Here is a 24,190-nt window from a genome sequence, read left to right as displayed (position 1 = left end):
TTTTTATTGGTTTCAAATTAGGGGCTAAAACCCTGCAATTTCATTGCACTACTTTAGTAATATAAAAACCGTTTTTAACGGTTTTTCAACATTAGAGTTTAAAAATCCTAATTTAAGCTATTCAAATCATGATAGGGACTTTAGTCCTTCGTGCAATAAACCTAAGGACTTCCAGTTCATAGTGGTTTAGTTAAATATTGAAATTTGCCGAATAGGTATTTAAATCCAATGCCATGTTAGTTTAGTTGCTTTTCGCGTTTATATTTATCTGAAAATTCAATTAACTTGCGTACGCTTTTGTGGTATTGAAATTTCTGAGGATTTTCTAGAGTGACTGAAATAAGGAAAAAAGCGAAGGGTTTCAGTTGTAAAGTCCCGAAGTAATGAAACTTATACTCGATTGATTAGCAAAAGTTATAAAGTTATTTTTTTATTTTAACTGTAAATTGCCTGTATCTTTCACAAGTAGCTACTAATTCCTGAACTAGGTCAGTCGAATATTTTGTCATCTCTGTTTTGTTATTCAGGTCGTATTTTTCTCTTATTGCTTGGTCATTCATTACTGTCTGGCTGACGAAAATAGGATCAATTTCATTCCAACTTAATTCTTTTACTTTCAAAGCGTTTATTTCTTCACAGACTTTTTTTGCAACTTCTTTGATTATATCCGAATCGTTTCTTTTTTTAAATGCTATTTGAGAGACTATTTTGCTATATCTCGGGCAATTTTTTACAAGTTTTTCGGTCAATACTTTTCTAATCCAATTTTGAGCATCGGTTAATTGTGCATTTGGATTTTTTTCAAAGTATTTGTTAGCTAAATTCTCAACGTATTTTGTGTAAACTTCATAACTATCAGAAATACACTTTTGTGTTTCAATCAGTAATTCTTGATTGTCTTTGTCTTTTGGAATTTCAGCTATACAATCACAAGAATATTCAACAATATTTTTTTCTGTTTTTTCTTTTTTCTGGGAATGACAACTAGATAAGTTAAATACTAAAATCAATAGTAATAAGTTTCTCATAGTTTGGTTTTAATTTTTGCAGAACTTACGGGTATACAATCCCTAAATCGTTAGCTCTTACCTTTTTTAATTTCTTTTCCAGCTTCTTTTTGAAGAAAGTAACAGTTTTGGCATACTCTGGTATGTTGGCTAAGTTTGTGTACTGCTTTGGGTCATTCTCCATATCAAATAGCTCAATACCAGCTGAGGCATCTTCATTATATTGGATATAAGCCCATTTTTCAGTTCTTAATAAAAACGATTTGCCACCTTGTGTTACGCTAAATGCCATATCCCTAACACTATGTTGAGGCTTGTCTAAGGTTTTTGTCAAACTTTTTCCTTGAATATGTTTCGGATATTTTAGTCCCGCCAGTTCTGAAATGGTGGGGTATAGGTCAAGAAGTTCTACAAACGAATGGCATACCTGTGGCTGTTTGCCAGGTACTTTAATGATTAAAGGAACACGTACCGATTCTTCGTGAAGGCTTACTTTCATCCAAAAGTCATGCTCGCCCAAATGAAAACCGTGGTCTGAGGTAAAAATCACAATCGTGTTATCCTCCAGTCCCTCATCTTTAAGAGCTTTTAAAACTTTGCCTACTTGGGCATCCATATAAGAAACAGAAGCATAATAGGCAGCTACGGCTTTCTTTTGTTGCTCTAACGACATTTGTCCATTAACGCTCGTTACATAATTAATACCTCTTTTGGGGATATCGTCCCAATCGCCCTTTACTTTTTTAGGCATTACAATATCTTCGTAAGGGTATGGTGTGAAGTAGGGTCTAGGAGCAACAAAAGGAACATGTGGCCTAACAAAGCCAACAGCCAGAAAGAAAGGCTCATTTTTATGTTCTTTAATTAATGCAACGGCTTTTTTGGCTGTCTTTCCGTCTGAATGGACAAGATCGTCTCCTTCCGCTTTTACAATGGTCATAACATTACCGCCTTTGCGTTCAATTTTACCATCGGGATTGTTCTGAACCAATTCGGCATCTCCTATTGCTTTCCATTCAGGTCCCTGACTGTTAAAACGCTCGGTCCAGGAAGCCTCATCGTCTTGCCCGTTCGACCCTGTTTCAATGTCTATGGGAACTCCCATATGGTATATTTTACTAACTCTAGCTGTGTAATAGCCATTATCCTTAAATAATTGAGACCATGTTTTTCGATCGGGGCCAATATTTTCACGACCGCTTACATAACCAAACGTTTTGGTAGCGTTGGGGTAGTAACCAGACATAAGCGATGCTCTGGAGGGGCCACAAACGGGATATTGCGTATAGGCTCTGGTATAAAGTGTGCCTTCAGAAGCTAATTGATCTATATTAGGAGTATGGCAAGCTTTATTTTCATATGAAGAAACAGCAGTTGCTGTTAAATCATCAGAAATTATAAACAAGATGTTAGGTTTTTTATCTTGAGCGTAGGTACCCCCACTAATTAGAAATAACAGTAATATTAATTGTTTCATCTTGCAAGTTTTATTTATTATAACGTATGCTATCACCAACATTTAGTCCCCAAGTATCTATTAGACCAGCATTGACTTCCAGAACATATTTGGCAGGAAGGTTTGATGGTAAGGAGCTTTCATCGAATGGTTTCGCATTTTTCTGAAAACTAACGATAGCATTATTTTCGCTTATAAAAATAATATCTAAGGGGATACGGGTATTTTTCATGTAAAAATAACGCTCCTGTGCATCTTTAAACACAAAAAGCATACCTTGGTTATTTTGCATCGAATTCCTGTACATTAAACCCGTTTGGATTTCGTAATCTGTATCGGCGATTTCAATATCAAGGGAAATTTTTAGGCTATCGCTTGTTGATTTGAATATACTGAGCTCTCCTTCTTTTTTAAAGTACACTTCTGTTTGTTTTATTTCTTTTTTATCGTCCTTACATGAATGCATGCTAAGATTTAAGCATAAAAAGATGGACGATATTATAACTAATCGTATGTGCATTTTTATTATTTAACTGCAGATTTTGGTTTGTATATAAACATAAAATAAAGGCCTAATAAGACAAAAGGAATACTTAACCATTGTCCGGTATTTAATGCCCATGAAGCCCTTTCGTCAACTTGAGCTTCTTTAACAAATTCAACAAAAAACCGAATGGTCCACAATAAAACCAGAAATAAGCCAAATAAGAAACCTGTTTGTTGGCTTTTGGATGTTTTAGAGTATACGTACCATAAAATTAAGAACACAAAAATATAACAAAACGATTCGTATAATTGGGCTGGGTGGCGATAGGGAACTGCTTCTAAAAGATTTTGGAATTTCGGGTTCTCTGTTACTGCATTATAGGCCTTTTGAACGTCTTTAATTCCTGTTAGTCTTACAATTTCACTTTTGTAATAGTAATCTTGAATAAAACGGACGCCTAAGTTAGAATCGGTCACTTTGCCTATAATTTCTGAGTTTATAAAGTTGCCTATGCGTATAAAGATGGCACCAGATGCTACAGATATAACTACCCTGTCTAAAATCCATAACAAGGATTTGTATGTGTATTTCCTGCGATATAGATACATGCCTATTATTATTCCTATGGCTGCACCATGACTTGCTAGCCCTTGGAATCCTGTAAATTCAAAGCCGCCTTTAAATTTAAAAGGAAGGAAAATGCTGAAAAAATCCTGTGTTATTAGTTCCGATTGGTAAAAGAGTACATGTCCCAAACGTGCACCAATCATAGTGGCCAGAACGGTATAAATAAATAAAGGATCTAAGTAATCTAGGGAAACTTTTTCTTTTGTAAAGATACGTTTCATAATATACCACCCAATCACAAAAGCTACTACCCACATGAGGCTGTAAAAATGAAGCTTAAAATTTCCAATAATGTCAATTCCGGTTATAGGGTTCCAATCAAATTTTAATAGGTGCATGTTTTTTTATTATGTAATTATTTAAGTAGCTCAACTATTTCAACTTCAAAAATTAAATTAGATTTTGGTGGGATACCTCTGTTGCCTGTTTCTCCGTAGGCTAGATGGTATGGGATAAATAATGTAGCTTTATCTCCTACGCTCAACTGTTGTAGACCTTCCTTAAACCCAGCAATCATACTTGCATTGGGACTAATGTCGGCCGTTATTGGTTGGTAACCATTTTTTGCCTTTTTTCTTTCGTTAACAGCATTGTAGTTTTCGGCTGTTTCTAATATGCTGGTGTCTAATAGTTTGCCGTCTTCAAAATAAACTGCATAGTGTGTTAATACTTGAGCTGTTTCCGATAACTTTTCACCTGCTCCTTTTTCGGTTACAATATATTGCAGACCAGAAGATAGTGTAGTGGCACTAGCTTGTTGTGTATTGAATTTCTCTTTAGCAGCTTTTATAGCGGCTTCTATTTTTGCTGCAGTTTCTTTTTCAAGTCGTGTTGCTTCCTCAAAGTAATTGTTAAAGGTGTTTGCTGCATTAAAAGCTTTCGCGTCTTTACCTTTTCTAATAATGTTCAATTCCTTGATAACAACATCCTTTACGGGTTTGTTTTGCGGTTTTGTGGTTTCTACATTAGAAATAGAATCTTGTATGTCCAGCCCAATAACGAGTTCTCCAAAAACAGTGTGTCTGTTGTCCAAATGCGGTGTTGGTTTTTCAGTTATGAAAAACTGGCTTCCGTTAGTTTTCGGACCCGAATTTGCCATAGATAGAATGCCAGGTTTGTCATGTTTTAAATCTGGATGGAATTCATCATCAAATTTATAGCCTGGACTACCAGTTCCTGTTCCTGTTGGATCGCCACCTTGGATCATAAAATCATCTATAACACGATGAAAAATTGTGCCGTTATAGTATTTTTTCTCCAAATATTTATTGTCTACCATGGTATTGGAGCCTTCTGCTAGGGACACAAAGTTGGCAACCGTAACAGGTGTTTTGTCATACGTGAGTTTAGCAACCATAATACCTTTAGAGGTAATGAACTCTGCATACAAGCCATCTTCAAGATCTGGATATTGTGCCTTGCAGGAAGTTAAAATAATGGTTAGTGAAAAAAATAAGATTTTAAAAGGGCATTTTAGTGTTACCATAGATGTATTATCTGTTAGTTTTGTTTTCGGTTATAGAATTTACTGTTACTTCACAAATTAAAGGTGTATTACTACCTATTTTATTTTGATCGCCATAATAGCCATATGCCTTTAGGGAAGGAAACAAAAAGGTGACGGTCTCGCCCGCTTTCATAAGTTTCAGACCTTCACGAAGCCCTGTAAATAGCTCCTCTTGGTCCATAGCGTAATTTTGTGTTTTTAAGTCTTCCTTGGAATAGATTAAAGCACCGTTTAATGCTTTTACATTATAATTATAATTAACAATATCTCCAAAATTGGGCGTGTTTAAGCTGTCAACAGTTGTTTTGTTATTGTAGTAATACCAAAAACCACTTTCAGATGCCAAATATTCTTTGTCGTCTTGGGCCATTAACTTTTTTATACTGGCTTCTTCTAGGGCGTTAAGTTTTTTGTTTCGTTCGACTGAATCATCAATAAACGATCCGGTTTTAACGGTGATAGGTCTTCGGGCTTCAGGTGCTTTACAGCCAAAGATTAGTAAAACGGCTATTAGTAGTATAGGTAGTTTAGACATCGTTCAGAGCTTTATTATAACTAGGCAATATACTAATAAATTTTTCAACAGTCTCTTGAAGGGGCAAATAGCTCTTGCCTCCGGCAGCATTTGTGTGTCCTCCACCGTTAAAATGCGCACGGGACATTTCGTTTACCGAAAAATCACCTTTAGAACGTAGCGATATTTTTATAATACCTTCTTGTTTGTCCTCAATAAAAATAGCGGCTAAAACAATGTTATCTAGAGAAAGGCCGTAATTAACCACACCTTCTGTATCTCCTTTCTTATAGTTATAGGTGTTGAGTTCCTCTTGAGAAAGACTAATATAAGCGGTTCTGGATTTGGGGATGACTTTTAAATTATTTAAAGCGCACCCCAATAACTGCAGGCGTTCGTAACTATTTGTGTCGTATACATTGTTGTGTATTTCTGCATTGTTGGCTCCTTTTTCGATAAGTTGTGCTATAATTTTATGTGTTTGGCTTGAGGTGGAAGCGAAACGAAACGATCCAGTATCGGTCATTATACCAAGGTATAGGCAGGTAGCAATGGTTTTGTCTATTAAATTTGTATCACCAAGCATGTTTACAAAGTGGTACACCATTTCGCAGGTAGAACTCATGCTTACATCCGAAAACATATATGTTGCATAATCGTCTGGAGCTTGATGGTGATCGATCATTATCTTTAGGGCGTTACTTTCAGATAAAACCATTTCCATGCCACCAGTTCGATGGAACGCATTGAAATCTAAGGTGAAAATGATATCGGACGACTTCACTAAGTCATTGCATAGCTTTGTTTGTAAATCGTATTTTAAAATAGCCTCCTCTCCCGGTACCCACTTTAAAAAGGAGGGATAGTCGTTGGGAGTAATAACGGATATATTATGATTGTATTTTAAAAGATAATGATAGAGTCCTAATATCGAACCAATAGCATCTCCATCGGGGTTTTTATGTGGAACAATTACAATATTCTTGGGGTCGGAAAGTAAATGTTTTATACTTGAAATATCTTGTTTTTTCATAAGCCACGAAGATACGACATTTTTAAAATTGGATAGGCTTGTTTTTACTGATAAATGCATTACTTTTGCACGAAATTAAAACTATAAAATGGCAACAAACAGAACATTTACAATGCTTAAGCCAGATGCTGTTGAAAAAGGGCACATAGGCGCAATATTAGAAAAAATTTCAGCTTCAGGATTTAGAATTGTAGCTATGAAATTAACCCAAATGACCAAAGCCGATGCTGAGACATTTTATGCAATACACAATGAACGTCCATTTTTTGGTGAATTGGTAGAGTATATGACACGAGGTCCGATAGTTGCAGCAATTTTGGAAAAAGAAAATGCTGTAGAAGATTTTAGGACATTAATTGGAGCTACTAATCCAGCTGATGCAGCCGAAGGAACCATTCGTAAACTATATGCAGCTTCTATAAGTGAAAACGCAGTTCATGGTAGCGACAGTGATGAAAATGCAGCTATCGAAGGGGCATTCCACTTTTCTGGAAGAGACATGTTCTAGATTTAGGAAAACATATTGAACACCTCCTGATTTTTGTATAATGCATTTGGGGATGGTACATAATTAATAGAAAAGCCCTGCAATTTTCATTGCAGGGCTTTTGTTTCCAAAAAAAAATAAAATAGTATATATTAAATTACTTTTACATTTACTGCGTTTAATCCTTTTCGGCCTTCTTGTAGGTCAAATTCAACGTCATCACCTTCGCGAATCTCGTCGACTAATCCTGAAATGTGAACAAAATGTTCTTTTTTTGAACCTTCCTCTATAATAAATCCAAACCCTTTTGAATCGTTGAAGAATTTTACTGTTCCTTTACTCATTGTTAAAAATATTAATTAATAAAATTGTTTAATAAACTCTATGTCAAATAGTAAAAATTAATATTTAACAGAAAGTTAGTAGGAAAGATACTAAATAAAAAAAGTCTATCAAAAAAATGATAGACTTTAATTTGTAATTGTTAAAGTATATGTATTAGATTACTTTTACGTTTACGGCGTTTAATCCTTTTCTACCTTCTTGTAGATCGAATTCTACGGCATCACCTTCACGAATTTCATCGATAAGTCCTGAAATGTGTACGAAATGTTCTTTGTTGTTGTCATCTTCAATGATGAATCCAAAACCTTTAGAATCGTTGAAGAATTTTACGGTACCTTTACTCATTGTATTTTGTATTATAAAAAATTAAGCACCAAAGGTAGTGTAAATAAAGATATCTTGTTGGTTTTAATTCAATTATTTAAATAAAATTAATATTGCTCTTATCGGAGCACCAATTTTTTAACGATTTCTTTACCTAAGGATTCATTAAGCAAGTCAATGATTTTTTGTTTGCCGTAACTTAATTCTTCCCTAAGCACACTGGAACTAAGTTGCACATAAAGTGTGTCGCGCTCCAATCTTACAGAAGTAGTGTAGTTATTTACCCCATTGCCCATAAGACTTGCCCAGGCTTCGGCAACGTTCACTTTATTTAAGCCCTTTTCCAGTTTGTGGGTTTCTACAAATTCTTTTAAAGCGTCAGCAATGCTTATATGTTCGTTGTTTCGTTTTGCCATGAGGATGTATTAGCTAATACAAAAATACATCCTAAAATATTTATTTTGGGATTAAAAGGGAATAAATTACAATTTGAAAATTTCGTATGACTGGTGTACTTGTTTTACAGCCTCTTCGGTGCGCTCGGCATGGGTGTCGCTTATAAAAATTTGACCAAAATTTTCATCATCAACCAATTTAATAATTTGAGAAACCCGTTGTGCGTCTAGTTTGTCGAAAATATCATCTAGCAATAAGATAGGGTTTACTCCACTTTGCTTTTTTATAAAATCGAATTGAGCCAATTTTAGGGCAATTAAGAACGATTTTTGCTGACCTTGACTCCCAAATTTTTTAATAGGGTGCGATTCTATATTAAAATGTAAATCGTCCTTATGGATACCTGTACTTGTATATTGAAGCGCTTTGTCTTTGTTTAATGCGCTTTGAAGAAGACTGTTAAGGTCATTGTCGAATAAATCGCTATGGTATACTAAGTCAACTGTTTCATTGCCATTGCTAATGGCTTTGTAACGAGCCTTGAAAATAGGGATGAATGTTTCTAAAAAAGCGGCTCTTTCTTTGAATATGTAAGTGCCGTAATCGGATAGTTGTGTGTTGTAAATGTCTATAGTATCTGCGTTAAACGTATGGTTTAAAGCAAAATACTTTAGCAAGGCATTGCGTTGAGCTAAAACCTTATTGTATTTAATTAAGTGGGATAGGTAGTTTTTATTGCTTTGGGAAATAACGCTGTCAATAAATTTTCTGCGGGTATCGCTCCCTTCGATTATAAGGTTTCTGTCTGCAGGCGATATAATAACCAATGGTAAAAAACCAATGTGATCACTAAATTTATCATATTCTTTGCCGTTACGCTTTATTACCTTTTTTTGTCCGCGTTTAAGACTTATAACTACTTTTTCAATAGCATCACCTTTAATGTAGTCGCCGTTAATTACAAAAAAGGCTTCATCGTGTTTAATGTTTTGCGTTGCTACCGGATTAAAATAGCTTTTTCCAAAGGACAAATGGTAAATGGCATCCAGAATATTGGTTTTACCTATGCCATTGTTTCCAACAATACAATTTATTTTACTGTTAAACGTAAATGTTTTATTATCAAAATTCTTATAATTAAGTAGCGAGAGCGATTTTAAAATCATGCAAAAAGTTATCTAATGCTGTTGGAAATCTATAATGCTTTAAAAAGAAGTGCAAATTATTGAAAAATATCAAATAAATAACCTTTTAGTTATAAAGAAAAATTATATTTTTGCGGCGCATTAATATTATGAATATATGGCTACGTATAGTAAAAGAGGATACAAACCAAAAAATAAAGTAGAGAAAGAACACAATATTGAAGAAGGATCTACTACAGCAGAGGTATTTAATACATTGGACGAAACAGCGTCCAAAACAGAAGCGTTTGTAGAAAAGAATCAAAAGTATATTTTTATAATAATAGGTGTAGTTGCACTAGTCGTTTTGGGTACTTTAGGGTACAAGGAGTTTATAGCAAAACCAAAGCAAACGGCTGCAATGAACGATATGTTTCAGGCACAAAAGTATTTTGATCAGGCTATAAATGGTGTTGAAAAAGATTCTCTTTTCAATTTGGCATTGAATGGGGGAGAGGGTAAATATGGTATGCTTGATATTATCAATGAATACAGTGGTACACCTGCAGCTAATTTAGCTAACTATTATGCGGGTACTGCTTATTTAAGATTGAAAGATTATAAAAAGGCAGTAGAGCATTTAAGTGACTTTTCAAGTGAAGATGAAGTATTGGCACCTTTGGCAAAAGGGAATATAGGCGATGCCTTCGTGCAATTAAATCAGCCAGAAGATGCCTTGGGTTATTACGAGCAAGCCGCAAAAATGCGTAATAACGAGTATACAACGCCTATGTATTTGTATAAAGCGGGAGCAGTAGCTTTGGACTTAGGTAAAGCAGATAAAGCCCTTGAATACTTTAAGCGCATAAAAGAGGAATATCCTAATGCTACAGAAGCATCAACAATAGATGTGTTTATAGGAAAAGCACAAGCATTGGCAAATAAATAATATGGCTACTGCAAATAAAAATTTATCCGATTACGATAAAACAACAATCCCAAATGCGAAACATTTTCGATTTGGGATTGTTGTTTCAGAATGGAATGATTCGATCACCGAAGGCCTGTATAATGGGGCTTACGAAACCTTATTAGCCAACGGTGCTTTGGAAAAGAATATCATACGGTGGGATGTTCCTGGTAGCTACGAACTTATCTATGGTAGTAAAAAAATGCAGGAACAAATGGTTAATGTCGTTATTGCTATAGGTAGTGTTATTCAAGGAGAAACAAAACACTTCGATTTTGTATGTGAAGCTGTTTCGCAAGGTATTAAAGACTTGAATGTTTTGCATGAAACTCCTGTTATTTTTTGTGTTTTAACAGACAATACTTTGCAACAGGCTATAGATCGTTCTGGAGGCAAGCATGGTAATAAAGGTACCGAAGCTGCGATAGCTGCTATAAAGATGGCAGCATTAAGACAAAAGAGTTAAATCTACTTTTCTTTTTATTCGATATCGAGTCGAAGCTTGTCTCGAAATCAAAAAGGATTGCTGTTCTGCAATTCAAGCTAAAATAGCATGAATAAAACAGGCTTCATTAAGCAAATTGTGGTTGGTTTATCTTTTTTGAAAACTGTTGGGTGTTTTGGATTTACCAAAGAGTGCTGTTAACAATTTTTGGCAATTCTATTCCTTGTTTTTGCCTATTTTTAAGTAATTTTGAGGTATAAGCTTTATGTACTTTGTTTAAGCAACGTAAAAATAAAACCTTTGATTATAAGCCTAGGTTTTCTCAAGATCCGGAAACGGACTCTAAAGAGGGGAGACTTAAGGATGAAGATTTTATTTCTAAATGGAAACGAGCACGCGAAGCCAATAAATCGAAAGTTCGGGGCGTTATGCCTATACGTACACTCATTTTACTTTTGGTATTGTTATTGATTTGTATGTATTTATTGGAAACAAAGTTTATGTAACTTAAAAGCTTAGGAATTATGGGAATCTTAAAATTACGTAAGAATAAAAAATTTAGTTATACGCCACGTTATTTCGACGATAAGGGGGAGGGTAACCCTTTTGAAATTAAGCATAAGTTTGATGATTTTAGAAAAACGGTAGGCAACAATTCAGGATTAAAAAACAAACTAAACAATGCTTTAGACGATTTTAAGACCAACCGTAACAAAGAGGCAGACAGACGCGTATTGATAATAGCTCTTGTCCTGGTTTTTATATTTCTTTTTATCATCGATTTCGATTTATCTATTTTCTTTTCTAAATAATACATGGCAGACATCATTCAGCTATTACCAGATCATGTAGCAAACCAAATAGCAGCTGGAGAAGTGGTTCAACGACCTGCTTCAGTCGTAAAAGAGCTTTTGGAAAATGCTATTGATGCTGAAGCTTCAACAGTTAAACTAATTATAAAAGATGCAGGGAAAACCCTTATCCAAGTTATCGATAACGGAAAGGGAATGAGCAATACCGATGCACGGCTTAGCTTTGAGCGCCATGCAACTTCTAAGATTAAATGTGCCGATGATTTATTTCAATTGCATACAAAAGGCTTTAGGGGTGAGGCATTGGCAAGTATAGCAGCTATTGCCCATGTAGAATTAAAAACCAAGCAGGAAGAGGATGAGGTAGGATGTGCCCTTATAATCGAAGGAAGTGATGTTATATCGCAGGAGGTTGTAGTAACACCAAAAGGAACTTCGGTATCGGTAAAGAACTTGTTTTATAATATTCCGGCACGCCGTAATTTCTTAAAATCGAACACAGTTGAATTAAGACATGTAATTGATGAGTTTCAGCGTGTTGCCTTGGCGCATCCCAATATTACATTTGCATTTTACAACAATGGTAATGAAACGTTTAACCTGCCTGTTAGTAATTACCGACAGCGTATTGTAAACATTTTTGGAAGTAAAACCAACGAAAAACTCGTGCCTGTAGAGGAAGATACCGATGTGCTTAAAATATCGGGTTTTGTTGGAAAACCTGAATTTGCAAAAAAATCTAGAGGAGAGCAGTATTTTTTTGTTAACAATCGTTTTATTAAAAGTGCTTATCTTAACCATGCGATCTCATCGGCTTTCGATGGTTTATTAAAGAATGGTACGCACCCCAGTTATTTTTTAAATCTAACGGTAGATCCACAAACAATTGATATTAATATCCATCCAACGAAAACTGAAATTAAGTTTGATGATGAACATACCCTATATGCTTTATTGCGTGCGGCTGTAAAGCATAGTTTAGGACAGTTTAATATTGCGCCGGTACTTGATTTTGATCGTGATGCCAGTTTGGATACACCTTATGATATTAGCCAAAGAGTAATTGTTAGTGCACCAACTATAGAAGTAGATAGAAGCTTTAATCCGTTTCAAGATGAAACATCTTCGCGACCAAGGTCAACTGCTTATAAGAAGGAACCAACTGCAACTTGGGAAAGTTTATATGTTGGTCTGGAATCAAAAGGGACACAAACCCAGGATGATTTTAGCGAGGTACATTTTGAGAGCGAGGAGTTGGAACCGGTAATCTTTAAAGATCATAAAGCGCTTGAACAAGTGCATACCACGTACCAAATTAGTAATAAGTATATTGTTAGTGCAATAAAATCGGGCATGATGGTTATCGACCAGCATCGGGCGCACCAACGTATACTTTACGAAGATTTTCTTCAGAATATTACGATTAAGGATGCTGTGAGCCAACAGTTACTGTTTCCGCTTCAACTTCATTTTTCACCTCAAGAAGTTACTGTTATTGAGCAATTAAAAGAAGATTTAGAACATACTGGATTTGTGTTTTCGAACCTTGCTGATGAAACTGTTGAAGTTACGGGGGTGCCTGTAGGCGTGCCCGATAGTGAGGTGTCTATTATTTTAGAACAGTTAATAAGCGATATCGAAAATGAAGTGCCCGACAGTAATTTTAGTGCAGCCGATTTATTGGCGAAATCTATGGCAAAAAGTTTAGCTATTAAAACAGGGCAATCTTTAGAAAAGGAAGAGCAAGAACACTTGGTAAATAAGCTGTTTGCATGTAAGGAACCTAATGTTTCTCCAAGTAATAGAATGACGTTCATTACGATGAGCGTGGATGAATTAGATAAAAAATTTATATAGTATATGATGAGGTTTTCTGAAGCCGTTAAGCATTTAATGATTGTTAATGTCATTATGTTTATAGGTACATTGTTTATTGGGAACGGCATTTTTTATGAATGGTTTGCCATGTATTTTCCAAAGAACGATGCGTTCCAGCCTTGGCAAATTGTTACACATATGTTTATGCATGGGGGTATTTCGCATATATTGTTTAACATGTTTGCCCTTTGGATGTTTGGAACACCTGTAGAACAAGTTTTAGGCACCAAACGTTTTTTATTTATTTATTTTTCAGCAGGCCTGGGAGCTGTTGCCTTACAAGTGGGATATTATTACTTTCAATACGTGCCTAATTATAATGCTTTGTTAGCCTCTGGGTTGTCTCCGGAACATATCAAGCAAATGCTGGCTACCAATAAATTGATGGAAGGGGTCTCCCAATCACAACTTTTGGAGTTACAAGCTATTTTTCCAGCTTTTAACGCGAGTATGGTAGGAGCTTCAGGTTGTATTATGGGGATACTTGCCGCTTTTGGAATGATGAACCCAAATGCTGAGTTAATGCTTATATTTTTACCAATTCCAATAAAAGCAAAGTATTTTATTCCGGGAATTATTATTTTAGATTTAATTTCAGGAATCACAGGCCAATCGTTTTTTAGTCCTAGCAATACAGCATATATGGCACATGTTGGAGGCGCATTAGCTGGTTTCCTTATCATGTGGTATTGGAAAAAGAATCAGTTTAATAGAAATCGCTGGTATTAATGACGTCTCTAACACAAGATATAAAGTATAAGTTATCACGGCTTAATGTATTGGAAAAGATCATAGCTGTTAATGTGCTTGTTTTTATTGTAGGGCTTCTAGTCCGATCAAGTTTAGGGTGGTTAGAACTGCCAAGTGACTTTAGTGATTTTATCGTTAAGCCATGGGCAATTGTAAGTTATGCTTTTTTGCACTATGACTTTTTACACATTCTTTTTAACATGCTTTGGTTGTATATTATAGGACGCATGTTTTTAAATTTGTTTAACCCAAAAATGGCCTTAAACGTTTACTTTTTAGGGGCTATTGCTGGTGGCTTGTTGTTTATGTTAGCCTATACCTTATTCCCCAGTATTTTTGGTGTAAACTCACGTTTGGTAGGAGCTTCGGCTGCAGTAAGAGCACTATTGATTTTTCTTTGTGCTTATTTGCCTAATCAGGATATACGTTTTTTTACTTTTAGTTTAAAGCTTTGGCACATTGGTTTGGCTATTGTTATTTTGGATGGTATAGGGCTTTTTGGAGCTAATGCAGGTGGTAACCTAGCACATTTGGGAGGTGCTTTGTTAGGGTATGCGTATGCCAAACAATTGACTAAAGGAAATGATATAGGTAAAGGCTTTGAAAGGTTAATGGACGCTATTGCTGGCATGTTTAAGTCGGCTAAGAAAGGCCCTTTAAAAACAGTACATAAAAATAAATCGAAAGTAGGTGGTTATACTAAAGCCGATTTTAATGAGTTTAATCATCAAAAGAAGATTGATGTTATTTTAGATAAGATAAGTAAAAGTGGTTACGATAGCTTAACGGCCGAGGAGAAGGAATTTTTATTTAGAGCAGGAAAATAGCGTTATGAAGCAGTTAAGTCTCCTTGATAAATTGATTTTTTTGCTGAATCAAATAGCGGCCTTAGCACTTTTATTGTCGTTTGTACTACCCTATATACCTCCTAAAACTTTTGCTGGTCTCTCTGTTCTAAATTTAGGGGTTTCTTTTTTAATTTTAAGTAATGCCTTGTTCTTAATCTACTGGTTACTTAAATTAAAAAGACAGTTAATGCTGTCGCTTGTAGTATTAATTATTAGCTATTTTGCTTTTGGATCGTTGTATAAGTTCACTTCTTACAAGGAAGAAACAAATAAAGACAGCATAAAGGTTATGAATTATAACGTTAGGCTGTTTAATCTTTATGAGTGGTTAACCGAAGCGCATTTGGAAACAAAGATTGCCGATTTTATTAAGGCAGAATCCCCAGATGTTTTAAGCGTTCAGGAGTACCACCCCCATGAGGCGATAGACCTTTCTTTCTTTAAGTATAAGTTCGAAAAGCTATCAGGAAAGAAAACGAAGTATGGTCAGGCCATTTTTTCACAATATCCTATAATTAACTCAGGATCCATAGAATTTCCTAATACGGCTAATAATGCTATTTTTATTGATATGGTAAAAGGAGGTGATACGATAAGAGTGTATAATATTCATCTAGAGTCACTACGTATTAATACTAAAGTTGAAAGTTTAAAAAAAGAAGACTCCGAACGGCTTTTTAAGCGGGTAAGAGGTGCTTTTAAGAGACAGCAGGAACAAACCGAGTTGTTTTTAGCTCATAAGGAACAGTGTAAGTATAAAATGATAGTTTGCGGCGATTTTAATAATACGGCATTCTCGTATGTGTATCGAAAAATTAAAGGTGATTTAAGGGATACTTTTAAGGAAGCAGGCAATGGCTTTGGTCGTACCTACGACTTTAGGTATTTCCCGGTCAGGATCGATTTTATTTTAGCGGATAAAAGTTATCCTGTTAAGGAATTTAAAACCTATGGAGAGCATTATTCTGATCATTATCCGATTATGGCCACTTTGGCTTTGAAATAATTACATTAGCAAACAGTCTACAACATCAGCAATAATATGAATTGCCAAACCCAATGCCACTAAGCGTGTCTTGTTGGGGATTAGTAAAAATAGATATATTACAATAGCATAATAACTGTGTAGCGGGTGAAAATTAATACTACATCGGTTAGGGGAAAATATAGGGGTGGCCAGTAAATGGTCTATATCTATCCAAAAACCCGATAGCATGATTAAAAAGGCCAGTTGCCATTTCGGTTTATACCAAATTAGGGCAACAAAAAGCGGCAGGAGGATATGACAACCATAATGAAGAAACGGTTGTAACATTATTGTGTTGAGATTACTTGGGATTCTAAATAGTTCAATGCATTAGGCCCTTCATTAAATAGGAGGTCCAATATGCTCAAATTAGGAATAAAGCCATGCTTATTGTCAAAAACTTGGGTGTAGGCATCAAAAGATTGTTGCTGTTCTTTTTTTGCATTTACCAGACACCTAAAATCTTCACAGTTTTCAACGGACTTATTAAAGGTTTGAGTTCTTGAAGTATTTAATTCTAATTGTAAACACTCACATATTACTTCAAAACATTTTAGGTTAAAATCTAAGATATAATCCGTTTTACAATTGAACAATGGGTAAAGTTCGTCTTCATAATATTCAAAAAAAGGAGACGTCCTGTAAGCTGATAGGAGAGATTTCCAATGAGTACTTTGCCATTTTTCGGCATTGAAAATCTTAACGTCTTTGTATTTTTGACGATCTTTCTGGGTGTGTATTACAGGAATATTAAGAGCCAATTTGCCGTTTGCTCCATAAACATAAGTCCTGTTCCTATAGGTTTGCTTTAAAAAATTGTCTTCCACCTCAAACAGAACATGATGCGCCTTAATCATGGCTACAAAATGAGCAATGTTCGGAAAGTATGTTGGATGTAGTATGATGTTCATTTGCTTAGTTAGCTGTTATTGAATTATAAGCGACTAAACACTTTAACAGATCAACTATTCAATTTTTTACGAGCTCTCCACTTACTATAACCTATCCAGCCAAAAAGTAATACTACAAATGGTATAAAATAGGATGTAGGTTTACCACTGCCTCCTACAGTTGTAAACAAACGATCCCAACGTATTTTCTTAAAGCCATCGGCAAATGAATCCCAGCTCATCCAGATGAAAACAGGTTTCCCAACTACATGGTTAAAAGGAACAAAGCCCCAGGCTCTTGCATCTAATGAATTGTGGCGGTTATCGCCCATCATCCAGTAATAATCTTGTTTAAAGGTATAGGTGTCTGCTTTTGCACCGTTTATATAAATTTGATTGCCCTTTACATTTAATGTATTGCCTTCGTATTCTGTAATGACTCTTTTGTAAAGAGGGAGCACTTCTAGATTGATGTTTATCGTTTTTCCTTCTTCAGGAATATACAGGGGACCAAAGAAATCGACGTTCCATTTGTAATTTGGATCATGAGGGAACAAACTAGGATCTCTAACACCCTTTTCTTGTTTTATGGGGATGATACTGGCTACATTGGGATGGTTTTTAAATTTAGCCAGAGCTTCGTCTGAAATAGCAGAAAAATGATAGGTGTTTTGGTTGTTAATAATCTGGAATCTGTCCGTAATATCGTAGCGGTTTGCTAAAAACTTAGGGTTGAACTGATTTGTTTTAGGCTGCACATAATAACTGAATTGTAAATGGGCACGATCTGGTAATACATTTTGTTTGCCATTAATGTATACATAGCCATTTCTAATTTCCAACGAATCGCCAGGGACACCTACACAGCGTTTTACAAGGTTTGTTTTTTTATCAATAGGTTTGTAATAATTTCTATCAGGATGAAAGTTGTTCATATCCAACAAGGTGTCTGCTGGTTGGTTGAATACTACAATGTCATTTCGTTCAATCTTTTCAAACCCAGGTATTCTAAGGTATGGCAATTGCAATTTATTTTGCCAAGATGTTTTACGTTTATCATAATTGTCGTTAAACAAATACGATTTCTTTTTTAAAACGGGAATGGTGTCATGAACCATAGGGGCAGCAACGGTTGTCATTGGTATTCTGGCACCGTAATGAAATTTGCTAACAAAAAGGAAATCACCTACCAATAGGGACTTTTCTAAGGAAGATGTTGGAATTGTAAATGGTTGAATAAAGTAGGTGTGTACAATGGTTGCTGCTACAATGGCAAATAGAATGGAACTAACCCAATCGCCTAAACCTGTTCTTGGGTGTAAGCTTCTGTCTTCAATGTGATTAACGTCGGCAACGTAATTTAAGTAATAGTTGTAGAAACCAAGGGTGACTACTGCCAAAAATGTGTCTGTAGGTTGGTTTTTACCAAAACTTCTAGCTGTTTCAACCCAAACAACAATAAACATAATAAGGTTTACAATGGGTAAAAACAACAAAAATATCCACCACCAAGGACGGTTTATTATTTTCATCAATACAATGCCATTGTATACGGGAACAAAAGCTTCCCAGGCTTGCCTCCCTGCTTTAATGTATAATTTCCATGTGCCTAGCCCATGAATAACTTGAATAATCAAAAAGCATATAAACCATTGCATTAACGTCATAATTGTAGAATTTATCTTTTGTTAGTAGCCAAACTTACTAATGTTGTTATCGTTTTTAATTGTATTAACCAATATTTAACACATCATTCATTGTGAAGACTCCCGTTTTTCCAACCAACCATTCGGCTGCAATAACTGCACCAAGGGCAAAACCATGTCTGTTGTGTGCAATATGCTCTATAGTAATGGTGTCTACTTCACTTTCGTAATTTACTGTATGTGTTCCAGGTACGTCTTCTATGCGTTTTGCTACAATTGGGATGCTTGCCTCATGTTGTTGGTCTAGCGACCACGTTTTGTAACTGTCATGATTGGAGATGATGTCGTTAGCTAGAGAAATAGCCGTGCCACTTGGAGCATCCAGTTTTTGGGTATGGTGAATTTCTTCCATAGAGACATTGTATTGCTTTAGGTTGCTCATCATTCTTGCTAATGTTTTATTGAGTTCAAAAAAGATGTTAACCCCTAAGCTGTAGTTAGAAGCATAAATAAATGCACCGTTTTTTTCCTTGCATAAGGCTACTGCTTTTTCGTAATCGTCTAACCATCCTGTAGTGCCCGATACAACAGGTACATTGTTGTTAATACAATTGGATATGTTATTAAAAGCAACTGTAGGAATGCTAAAGTCTATGGCGACATCGGCTTTGGTGATATTATATTCTTTATCGTCTTTGTCGATGGCTAATACGATATTATGTCCGCGATTTAAGGCAATCTTTTCAATAGTTTGCCCCATTTTTCCGTATCCAAGTAAAGCTATGTTCATTTTTAAAATTTAAAATTTAAAGTTAATCCAAGATTGCTTGTTGCATCCATCTTGTCAATATTAAAATGAGGAGCCAAAGATAGGTTTTCATCTACATTATATTGTAATAAATGTGCATCTACATTGGCATCGATTATATTTAAGGTATAAATACCCAAAATGACTAAAAGGGAAATCTCCTTGTTTCTTCTATAAAATTTTTGTCCGCGTTCCAAACCTTCTGTCGTTACCCTTGGCGTAGTGAGTTGGTTGCCCTGGGCATCTAGATAAAACTCATCGTTGGTAAAACCGGCAAGTCTACTTTTATATGCATCGCGATAGCGGTTGTATTCATTGTTGTTGTTAATATAAAAATAGATACCTGTCCCTAAAGCACCATAAACAATTGGTATTTTCCAATATTTTTTATTGTAGGCTTGTCCTAAGCCAGGTAAAATAGCTGAATAAAAAGCAGCTCGTGCAGGGGATAAGGGGTCTATGGGGTCCTTAGTAACCTGTGTAAGGGTGTCTACTTCAATTGCTTTAGGTAGCTTAGTATCGGGAGTTTTTTTTTCTTGAGCTATTATTGTAACAGAAAATAGCAATGAGACTATGCCCGTTATTAGGAGTTTATTTGGCACCTTGTACTAATTTTTTAATGCGGTTAAAATCTTCTTCTGAATGAAAAGGAATGGTTATTTTTCCTTTTCCGTTCTTAGAGACTTTAACGTCAATTTTATGTCCAAAGTATTCCGAAAAGGTTGTAATACCTTTTTTTATGTATTTGGGGACACTATCGGTTTCTGCATCTTTTTTAGGAGGTACTTCTGTGCTTTGTGTATTGTTAAAATTACGAATCAAGGCTTCCGTTTCTCTTACAGAGAGTTTGTTGGAAAGTATTTTTTCATAAATATCCAGTTGAATTGCTTGGTCTTCAATAGCAATTAAAGCACGGCCATGCCCCATCGAAATAAAACCATCGCGCATACCGGTTTGAATTATTGGGTCTAATTTTAGCAAGCGCAGGTAATTGGTTATGGTCGAACGCTTTTTGCCAACGCGTTCACTCATTTGCTCTTGTGTTAAGTTAATTTCGTCAATAAGACGTTGGTAAGACAAAGCTATCTCAATTGGATCTAAATCTTGGCGCTGGATGTTTTCAACCAATGCCATTTCAAGAGATTCTTGGTCGTTGGCAATTCGTATATAGGCAGGAATGGTTTTTAAACCAACAAGTTTTGAAGCTCTAAAACGTCGTTCTCCAGAGACCAGCTGATAACTGTTAAAGTCCAGTTTTCTGACGGTTATAGGCTGAATAATGCCTAGTTCTTTTATGGAAGAAGCAAGTTCTTGTAATGATTCTTCATTAAAATTGGTACGAGGCTGAAATGGATTGACCTCAATAAAATCGATGTCTAATTCAACAATATTACCTATAACTTTATCGGCGTTTTTATCCTGTGCGGATTGAATATCGTTACTGGGATCTTTTAAAAGTGCCGATAAACCTCTTCCTAAAGCCTGTTTTTTCGTTGCCTTCGCCATATATTTAGGAGTTTTTATTGATAATTTCTTTTGCTAAACTTAAGTAGTTACTGGCTCCTTTACTACTGGCATCATAATTTATAATACTTTCACCGTAACTAGGGGCTTCACTTAAGCGTACGTTGCGTTGTATGATGGTTTGAAAAACCATGTTGTTAAAGTGTTTTTGAACTTCGTCTACAACCTGATTAGACAAGCGTAAGCGCGAATCGTACATGGTTAAAAGTAAGCCTTCAATATCCAATGCTTCGTTGTGAATCTTTTGAACACTTTTAATGGTGTTTAACAGTTTTCCTAAGCCTTCCAGAGCAAAATACTCGCATTGAATAGGAATAATTACTGCATCAGCTGCTGTTAAGGCATTTAAGGTTAATAAGCCTAGAGATGGCGCACAGTCTATTAAAATATAGTCGTAGTCCTCTTTTATGTCGGCCAATGCATTTTTTAACATATACTCACGTTGGTCTTTGTCTACAAGTTCTATTTCAATAGCAACAAGGTCAATATGAGCCGGAATAATATCCAGATTTGGTGTTTCGGTTTTTATAATAGCTTCTTTTGCAGTATTAGAATGTTCTAAAAGCTGATAAGTACCAATTTCAACAGTCTCGACATCAATGCCTATACCAGATGTTGCATTTGCTTGAGGGTCTGCGTCAATTAATAATACTTTCTTTTCTAAAACACCAAGTGAAGCAGCTAAGTTTACAGATGTAGTTGTTTTTCCAACACCTCCTTTTTGGTTAGCAATTGCAATAATTTTACCCATTAATGATTTGGTTTTTATGACTGTAAAAATACAATTATTTACGAGTATAAAAAATGTTACTTGTTAACAAAGCACATGCTCAAGGATTGGTCTTGAAATTCTTGTACTTGTTGAGAACTTTAATTAAAATATAGTTTAGATTATTTTCATTTTAAAGCGGGTAATATGATAAAAATCATATTTTTAAAAGCGATTAGAAGTTACTTTTGGCTTTATGAATTAGGATAAAATTATCCTAATTATAGTAACCAATTTAATTAAAGCATTATTATGATACTAAAACGAAACATGTTAAAAGTTAAGCTATCGCACTTTTTGCCTTATTTAGGATTAATAACAATACTACTTGTGGTATCGTGCGTAAACAATGAAAAGAAAGCCTATGAAAATGCGGCCGATATTCCAGTAAGTAGAGAAATGGTGGCAGAATTAACAGCACCACCTTATGTGCCAACACCAGTAGGAAAGCGTTTGGCTAAAAAATTGATTGTCAACATGGAAATTCTTGAAAAAGAAGGGGAAATGACCGATGGTGTAAAATACGTATACTGGACTTTTGGAGGTAGTGTGCCAGGTAGTTTTATTAGAACCCGGGTAGGGGATGAAGTAGAGTTTACATTGTCTAATCATCCAGATAATAAATTACCACATAATATTGATTTGCATGCTGTAACTGGACCAGGAGGAGGGGCAACATCGTCTTTTGTAGCACCCGGTCATGAAAAAACGTTTAGTTTTAAAACGTTAAATCCCGGTCTATATGTGTACCACTGTGCTACTGCTCCAGTTGGAATGCACATAGCGAATGGTATGTACGGTTTAATTTTAGTAGAACCGGAAGGTGGATTGCCCCCTGTAGATAAAGAGTATTACATTATGCAAGGCGATTTTTATACTAAAGGTGAAAATGGCGAGCCTGGTTTGCAGGCGTTTGATATGAATAAGGCTGTAGATGAAGATGCCGATTATGTTGTGTTTAATGGTAGTGTAAATGCATTAACGGGTGATAATGCTATTACAGCAAAAGTAGGTGAGACTGTGCGTTTATTTGTTGGTAATGGTGGGCCTAATTTAACATCGTCGTTTCATGTTATAGGGGAGATATTTGACAATGTTTTCGTTGAAGGAGGTGACATGATAAATGAGAATGTACAAACGACGTCTATTCCTGCGGGAGGCGCAGCTATAGTTGAATTTAGAGTAGATGTGCCAGGGACTTTTATTTTGGTAGATCATGCTATTTTTAGAGCTTTTAACAAAGGAGCCTTAGGAATGTTAAAAGTAGAAGGTGAAGACAATAAAACTATTTATTCTGGGGTGGTTCAAGAAGGTATTTATAACCCTGAAGGAGGCGGTGTGCAAACAATGCCAGATGATGGTAAAGCAAAGAAAGCTGTAGCAACTACAGAAAAAACCTTGGCAGAAAAAATGGAGTCCGGAAAACAAATCTACATGCAAACCTGTTTTGCTTGTCATCAAGCAGAAGGGCAGGGTATTCCTAATGCATTTCCTCCATTGGCTAAATCGGATTATTTAAATGCAGATGTAGATCGTGCTATCGAGATCGTACTTAAAGGAAAGACAGGAGAAATTACTGTTAACGGTCAGAAATATAATAGTGTGATGACAAGGCAATCGATAAGCAACGAAGAGATTGCAGATGTATTGACTTATGTGTATAACTCATGGGGTAATAATAAAACCAATGTAACCAAGGCAATGGTTGATCGCGTTAAAAGCGAACACTAAATCTAAATAAGAAATGAAAACTATTTTACGATTGACAATTTGCACAGTACTATTTTGGATGCATTCAGCAGATTGTCAATCTAAAATGGTAAAAATTAAAGGAGGGACTTATGTTCCACTTTATGGACGTGATTCGCTACAGGTTACCATAGCAGATTTTCAAATGGATGTATATCCGGTAACGAATAAAGAATTTATTGAATTTGTTAAAGCAAATCCAAAATGGCAACGTTCTCAAGTTAAAAAGTTATTTGCAGATAAAAATTATTTAAAAGACTGGAGGTCGGATACAGAACTTGGTGACCGGCAGGCCTTAAAAGCTCCGGTTACAAATGTGTCATGGTTTGCTGCAAAGGATTATTGTGAGTGTCAAGGGAAACGGTTGCCAACAATAGATGAATGGGAATATGTGGCTATGTCGAACGAAACGGTTCCTGACGCACGAACATTGAAAAGCTATAATAAATTTATATTGAGTTGGTACGAAAAACCAAAAACATTCAATAATGAAATAGGTTCTACTTTTGAAAACTATTGGCATGTTTATGACCTTCATGGTTTGGTTTGGGAGTGGACTTTAGATTTCAATTCGGTTTTAGTATCTGGCGAATCGAGAAAGGATGTAGATAACGATACCAATTTGTTTTGCGGAAGTGCGGCAGTAGGAGCCACCGATTTAATGAATTATGCGGCTTTTATGCGTTATGCTATCCGAGGCAGTTTAAAGGCCAAGTATGCTATGAAAAATTTAGGGTTTAGATGTGTAAGAGATATAATAGAATAAT

Annotated in this window: 29 protein-coding genes; 11 read left to right on the top strand and 18 right to left on the bottom strand. The window is 35.5% G+C overall.

Translation table 11 applies throughout. The features are described from left to right. Positions 1-422: 422 nt before the first annotated feature. The 7 genes from ABD792_RS13105 to ABD792_RS13075 are packed head-to-tail and all read right to left on the bottom strand — an operon-like array spanning position 423 to position 6,631. A complete protein-coding gene (locus ABD792_RS13105; RefSeq protein WP_345006684.1) occupies positions 423-1,028 on the bottom strand; it encodes a hypothetical protein in 606 nt (201 codons plus the stop codon). A gap of 25 nt (positions 1,029-1,053) precedes the next feature. Then, complete coding sequence (locus ABD792_RS13100) at positions 1,054-2,484, bottom strand: sulfatase (protein WP_345006683.1); 1,431 nt, start codon at positions 2,482-2,484, stop codon at positions 1,054-1,056. A 10-nt stretch (positions 2,485-2,494) separates the two neighbouring features. Continuing rightward, a complete protein-coding gene (locus ABD792_RS13095; RefSeq protein WP_345006682.1) occupies positions 2,495-2,983 on the bottom strand; it encodes a DUF192 domain-containing protein in 489 nt (162 codons plus the stop codon). Between the two features lie 5 nt (positions 2,984-2,988). Continuing rightward, positions 2,989-3,915: a prolipoprotein diacylglyceryl transferase gene (lgt, locus tag ABD792_RS13090; protein ID WP_345006681.1), complete on the bottom strand. Its 927-nt coding sequence runs from the start codon at positions 3,913-3,915 to the stop codon at positions 2,989-2,991. A gap of 17 nt (positions 3,916-3,932) precedes the next feature. Next, complete coding sequence (locus ABD792_RS13085; protein ID WP_345006680.1) at positions 3,933-5,063, bottom strand: peptidylprolyl isomerase; 1,131 nt, start codon at positions 5,061-5,063, stop codon at positions 3,933-3,935. Between the two features lie 7 nt (positions 5,064-5,070). Next, on the bottom strand, positions 5,071-5,619 hold the full coding sequence (gldI, locus tag ABD792_RS13080) for a gliding motility-associated peptidyl-prolyl isomerase GldI (RefSeq protein WP_345006679.1): 549 nt from the start codon (positions 5,617-5,619) through the stop codon (positions 5,071-5,073). After that, a complete protein-coding gene (locus ABD792_RS13075; protein ID WP_345006677.1) occupies positions 5,612-6,631 on the bottom strand; it encodes a DHH family phosphoesterase in 1,020 nt (339 codons plus the stop codon). The genes gldI and ABD792_RS13075 overlap by 8 nt, the downstream gene beginning before the upstream one ends. Positions 6,632-6,719: 88 nt before the next feature. Between ABD792_RS13075 and ABD792_RS13070 the strand changes: the two genes are divergently transcribed. Further along, positions 6,720-7,139 carry a nucleoside-diphosphate kinase gene (locus tag ABD792_RS13070; protein ID WP_345006676.1) on the top strand — a complete coding sequence of 140 codons (420 nt, stop codon included), beginning with the start codon at positions 6,720-6,722 and terminating at the stop codon, positions 7,137-7,139. Positions 7,140-7,270: 131 nt separating this feature from the next. Here the strand turns inward: ABD792_RS13070 and ABD792_RS13065 are convergent, their stop codons facing one another. From ABD792_RS13065 to recF, 4 genes are all read right to left on the bottom strand, one after another. Beyond that, positions 7,271-7,462: a cold-shock protein gene (locus ABD792_RS13065; RefSeq protein ID WP_199112962.1), complete on the bottom strand. Its 192-nt coding sequence runs from the start codon at positions 7,460-7,462 to the stop codon at positions 7,271-7,273. A 154-nt stretch (positions 7,463-7,616) separates the two neighbouring features. Then, a complete protein-coding gene (locus ABD792_RS13060; protein ID WP_345006675.1) occupies positions 7,617-7,808 on the bottom strand; it encodes a cold-shock protein in 192 nt (63 codons plus the stop codon). 98 nt (positions 7,809-7,906) lie between these two features. Further along, positions 7,907-8,203 (bottom strand): DciA family protein, encoded by a 297-nt coding sequence (locus ABD792_RS13055; RefSeq protein WP_345006674.1) that lies wholly within the window; start codon positions 8,201-8,203, stop codon positions 7,907-7,909. 66 nt (positions 8,204-8,269) lie between these two features. After that, a complete protein-coding gene (gene recF / locus ABD792_RS13050; RefSeq protein ID WP_345006673.1) occupies positions 8,270-9,349 on the bottom strand; it encodes a DNA replication/repair protein RecF in 1,080 nt (359 codons plus the stop codon). A gap of 136 nt (positions 9,350-9,485) precedes the next feature. Here recF and ABD792_RS13045 point away from each other — a divergent pair, with 136 nt between their 5' ends. The 8 genes from ABD792_RS13045 (at position 9,486) to ABD792_RS13010 (ending at position 16,016) form a co-directional block, all read left to right on the top strand. Then, on the top strand, positions 9,486-10,256 hold the full coding sequence (locus ABD792_RS13045; protein WP_345006672.1) for a tetratricopeptide repeat protein: 771 nt from the start codon (positions 9,486-9,488) through the stop codon (positions 10,254-10,256). Between the two features lies 1 nt (position 10,257). Beyond that, positions 10,258-10,743, top strand: a complete 486-nt coding sequence (ribH, locus tag ABD792_RS13040) for a 6,7-dimethyl-8-ribityllumazine synthase (protein ID WP_345006671.1) — start codon at positions 10,258-10,260, stop codon at positions 10,741-10,743. 251 nt (positions 10,744-10,994) lie between these two features. Further along, on the top strand, positions 10,995-11,228 hold the full coding sequence (locus ABD792_RS13035) for a hypothetical protein (RefSeq protein WP_345006670.1): 234 nt from the start codon (positions 10,995-10,997) through the stop codon (positions 11,226-11,228). Between the two features lie 18 nt (positions 11,229-11,246). After that, complete coding sequence (locus ABD792_RS13030) at positions 11,247-11,534, top strand: riboflavin synthase subunit beta (RefSeq protein WP_345006669.1); 288 nt, start codon at positions 11,247-11,249, stop codon at positions 11,532-11,534. 3 nt (positions 11,535-11,537) lie between these two features. Further along, entirely contained in the window at positions 11,538-13,391 is a 1,854-nt protein-coding gene (mutL, locus tag ABD792_RS13025; RefSeq protein ID WP_345006668.1) for a DNA mismatch repair endonuclease MutL, read from the top strand. 3 nt (positions 13,392-13,394) lie between these two features. Beyond that, positions 13,395-14,141 carry a rhomboid family intramembrane serine protease gene (locus ABD792_RS13020; RefSeq protein ID WP_345006667.1) on the top strand — a complete coding sequence of 249 codons (747 nt, stop codon included), beginning with the start codon at positions 13,395-13,397 and terminating at the stop codon, positions 14,139-14,141. Further along, entirely contained in the window at positions 14,141-14,989 is an 849-nt protein-coding gene (locus ABD792_RS13015) for a rhomboid family intramembrane serine protease (protein WP_345006666.1), read from the top strand. Before ABD792_RS13020 ends, ABD792_RS13015 begins: the two co-directional genes overlap by 1 nt. Before the next feature lie 4 nt (positions 14,990-14,993). Next, the gene (locus ABD792_RS13010; protein ID WP_345006664.1) at positions 14,994-16,016 is read left to right on the top strand and encodes an endonuclease/exonuclease/phosphatase family protein; all 1,023 of its coding nucleotides are present in this window, start codon (positions 14,994-14,996) and stop codon (positions 16,014-16,016) included. Here the strand turns inward: ABD792_RS13010 and ABD792_RS13005 are convergent, their stop codons facing one another. From ABD792_RS13005 to ABD792_RS12975, 7 genes are all read right to left on the bottom strand, one after another. After that, positions 16,017-16,325 (bottom strand): DUF6122 family protein, encoded by a 309-nt coding sequence (locus ABD792_RS13005; RefSeq protein ID WP_345006663.1) that lies wholly within the window; start codon positions 16,323-16,325, stop codon positions 16,017-16,019. Next, positions 16,325-16,948, bottom strand: coding sequence for a WbqC family protein (locus ABD792_RS13000; protein WP_345006662.1), 624 nt, complete (start codon positions 16,946-16,948; stop codon positions 16,325-16,327). The genes ABD792_RS13005 and ABD792_RS13000 overlap by 1 nt, the downstream gene beginning before the upstream one ends. 50 nt (positions 16,949-16,998) lie before the next feature. After that, a complete protein-coding gene (lepB, locus tag ABD792_RS12995) occupies positions 16,999-18,594 on the bottom strand; it encodes a signal peptidase I (protein ID WP_345006661.1) in 1,596 nt (531 codons plus the stop codon). A 64-nt stretch (positions 18,595-18,658) separates the two neighbouring features. Beyond that, a complete protein-coding gene (dapB, locus tag ABD792_RS12990) occupies positions 18,659-19,363 on the bottom strand; it encodes a 4-hydroxy-tetrahydrodipicolinate reductase (protein ID WP_345006660.1) in 705 nt (234 codons plus the stop codon). A 2-nt stretch (positions 19,364-19,365) separates the two neighbouring features. Beyond that, complete coding sequence (locus tag ABD792_RS12985; RefSeq protein ID WP_345006658.1) at positions 19,366-19,983, bottom strand: DUF5683 domain-containing protein; 618 nt, start codon at positions 19,981-19,983, stop codon at positions 19,366-19,368. Then, on the bottom strand, positions 19,973-20,887 hold the full coding sequence (locus ABD792_RS12980; RefSeq protein WP_345006657.1) for a ParB/RepB/Spo0J family partition protein: 915 nt from the start codon (positions 20,885-20,887) through the stop codon (positions 19,973-19,975). The genes ABD792_RS12985 and ABD792_RS12980 overlap by 11 nt, the downstream gene beginning before the upstream one ends. Before the next feature lie 4 nt (positions 20,888-20,891). After that, complete coding sequence (locus tag ABD792_RS12975; RefSeq protein WP_345006656.1) at positions 20,892-21,656, bottom strand: ParA family protein; 765 nt, start codon at positions 21,654-21,656, stop codon at positions 20,892-20,894. Between the two features lie 270 nt (positions 21,657-21,926). Between ABD792_RS12975 and nirK the strand changes: the two genes are divergently transcribed. Both nirK and ABD792_RS12965 read left to right on the top strand, forming a co-directional pair. Then, on the top strand, positions 21,927-23,405 hold the full coding sequence (gene nirK / locus ABD792_RS12970; protein ID WP_345006655.1) for a copper-containing nitrite reductase: 1,479 nt from the start codon (positions 21,927-21,929) through the stop codon (positions 23,403-23,405). A 58-nt stretch (positions 23,406-23,463) separates the two neighbouring features. Next, a complete protein-coding gene (locus ABD792_RS12965) occupies positions 23,464-24,189 on the top strand; it encodes a formylglycine-generating enzyme family protein (protein WP_345006692.1) in 726 nt (241 codons plus the stop codon). The last annotated feature ends 1 nt before the right edge of the window (position 24,190 follow it).

Source organism: Snuella lapsa (assembly GCF_039539345.1).
GTDB lineage: Bacteria > Bacteroidota > Bacteroidia > Flavobacteriales > Flavobacteriaceae > Snuella > Snuella lapsa.
This window is presented reverse-complemented; position numbering and strand designations above follow the sequence as displayed.

Coding starts and splice junctions, on each gene's coding strand:
- lgt (WP_345006681.1), bottom strand. CDS start 3,915: ATGCACCTATTAAAATTTGATTGGAACCCTATAACCGGAATTGACATT.
- ABD792_RS13020 (WP_345006667.1), top strand. CDS start 13,395: ATGATGAGGTTTTCTGAAGCCGTTAAGCATTTAATGATTGTTAATGTC.
- mutL (WP_345006668.1), top strand. CDS start 11,538: ATGGCAGACATCATTCAGCTATTACCAGATCATGTAGCAAACCAAATA.
- ABD792_RS12980 (WP_345006657.1), bottom strand. CDS start 20,887: ATGGCGAAGGCAACGAAAAAACAGGCTTTAGGAAGAGGTTTATCGGCA.
- ribH (WP_345006671.1), top strand. CDS start 10,258: ATGGCTACTGCAAATAAAAATTTATCCGATTACGATAAAACAACAATC.
- ABD792_RS13100 (WP_345006683.1), bottom strand. CDS start 2,484: ATGAAACAATTAATATTACTGTTATTTCTAATTAGTGGGGGTACCTAC.
- ABD792_RS12975 (WP_345006656.1), bottom strand. CDS start 21,656: ATGGGTAAAATTATTGCAATTGCTAACCAAAAAGGAGGTGTTGGAAAA.
- ABD792_RS13010 (WP_345006664.1), top strand. CDS start 14,994: ATGAAGCAGTTAAGTCTCCTTGATAAATTGATTTTTTTGCTGAATCAA.
- ABD792_RS13015 (WP_345006666.1), top strand. CDS start 14,141: ATGACGTCTCTAACACAAGATATAAAGTATAAGTTATCACGGCTTAAT.
- ABD792_RS12965 (WP_345006692.1), top strand. CDS start 23,464: ATGCATTCAGCAGATTGTCAATCTAAAATGGTAAAAATTAAAGGAGGG.
- ABD792_RS13075 (WP_345006677.1), bottom strand. CDS start 6,631: ATGAAAAAACAAGATATTTCAAGTATAAAACATTTACTTTCCGACCCC.
- nirK (WP_345006655.1), top strand. CDS start 21,927: ATGATACTAAAACGAAACATGTTAAAAGTTAAGCTATCGCACTTTTTG.
- ABD792_RS13045 (WP_345006672.1), top strand. CDS start 9,486: ATGGCTACGTATAGTAAAAGAGGATACAAACCAAAAAATAAAGTAGAG.
- recF (WP_345006673.1), bottom strand. CDS start 9,349: ATGATTTTAAAATCGCTCTCGCTACTTAATTATAAGAATTTTGATAAT.
- ABD792_RS13095 (WP_345006682.1), bottom strand. CDS start 2,983: ATGCACATACGATTAGTTATAATATCGTCCATCTTTTTATGCTTAAAT.
- ABD792_RS13105 (WP_345006684.1), bottom strand. CDS start 1,028: ATGAGAAACTTATTACTATTGATTTTAGTATTTAACTTATCTAGTTGT.
- ABD792_RS13055 (WP_345006674.1), bottom strand. CDS start 8,203: ATGGCAAAACGAAACAACGAACATATAAGCATTGCTGACGCTTTAAAA.
- gldI (WP_345006679.1), bottom strand. CDS start 5,619: ATGTCTAAACTACCTATACTACTAATAGCCGTTTTACTAATCTTTGGC.
- dapB (WP_345006660.1), bottom strand. CDS start 19,363: ATGAACATAGCTTTACTTGGATACGGAAAAATGGGGCAAACTATTGAA.
- lepB (WP_345006661.1), bottom strand. CDS start 18,594: ATGACGTTAATGCAATGGTTTATATGCTTTTTGATTATTCAAGTTATT.
- ABD792_RS13030 (WP_345006669.1), top strand. CDS start 11,247: ATGGGAATCTTAAAATTACGTAAGAATAAAAAATTTAGTTATACGCCA.
- ABD792_RS13070 (WP_345006676.1), top strand. CDS start 6,720: ATGGCAACAAACAGAACATTTACAATGCTTAAGCCAGATGCTGTTGAA.
- ABD792_RS13000 (WP_345006662.1), bottom strand. CDS start 16,948: ATGAACATCATACTACATCCAACATACTTTCCGAACATTGCTCATTTT.
- ABD792_RS13060 (WP_345006675.1), bottom strand. CDS start 7,808: ATGAGTAAAGGTACCGTAAAATTCTTCAACGATTCTAAAGGTTTTGGA.
- ABD792_RS13065 (WP_199112962.1), bottom strand. CDS start 7,462: ATGAGTAAAGGAACAGTAAAATTCTTCAACGATTCAAAAGGGTTTGGA.
- ABD792_RS13005 (WP_345006663.1), bottom strand. CDS start 16,325: ATGTTACAACCGTTTCTTCATTATGGTTGTCATATCCTCCTGCCGCTT.
- ABD792_RS13085 (WP_345006680.1), bottom strand. CDS start 5,063: ATGGTAACACTAAAATGCCCTTTTAAAATCTTATTTTTTTCACTAACC.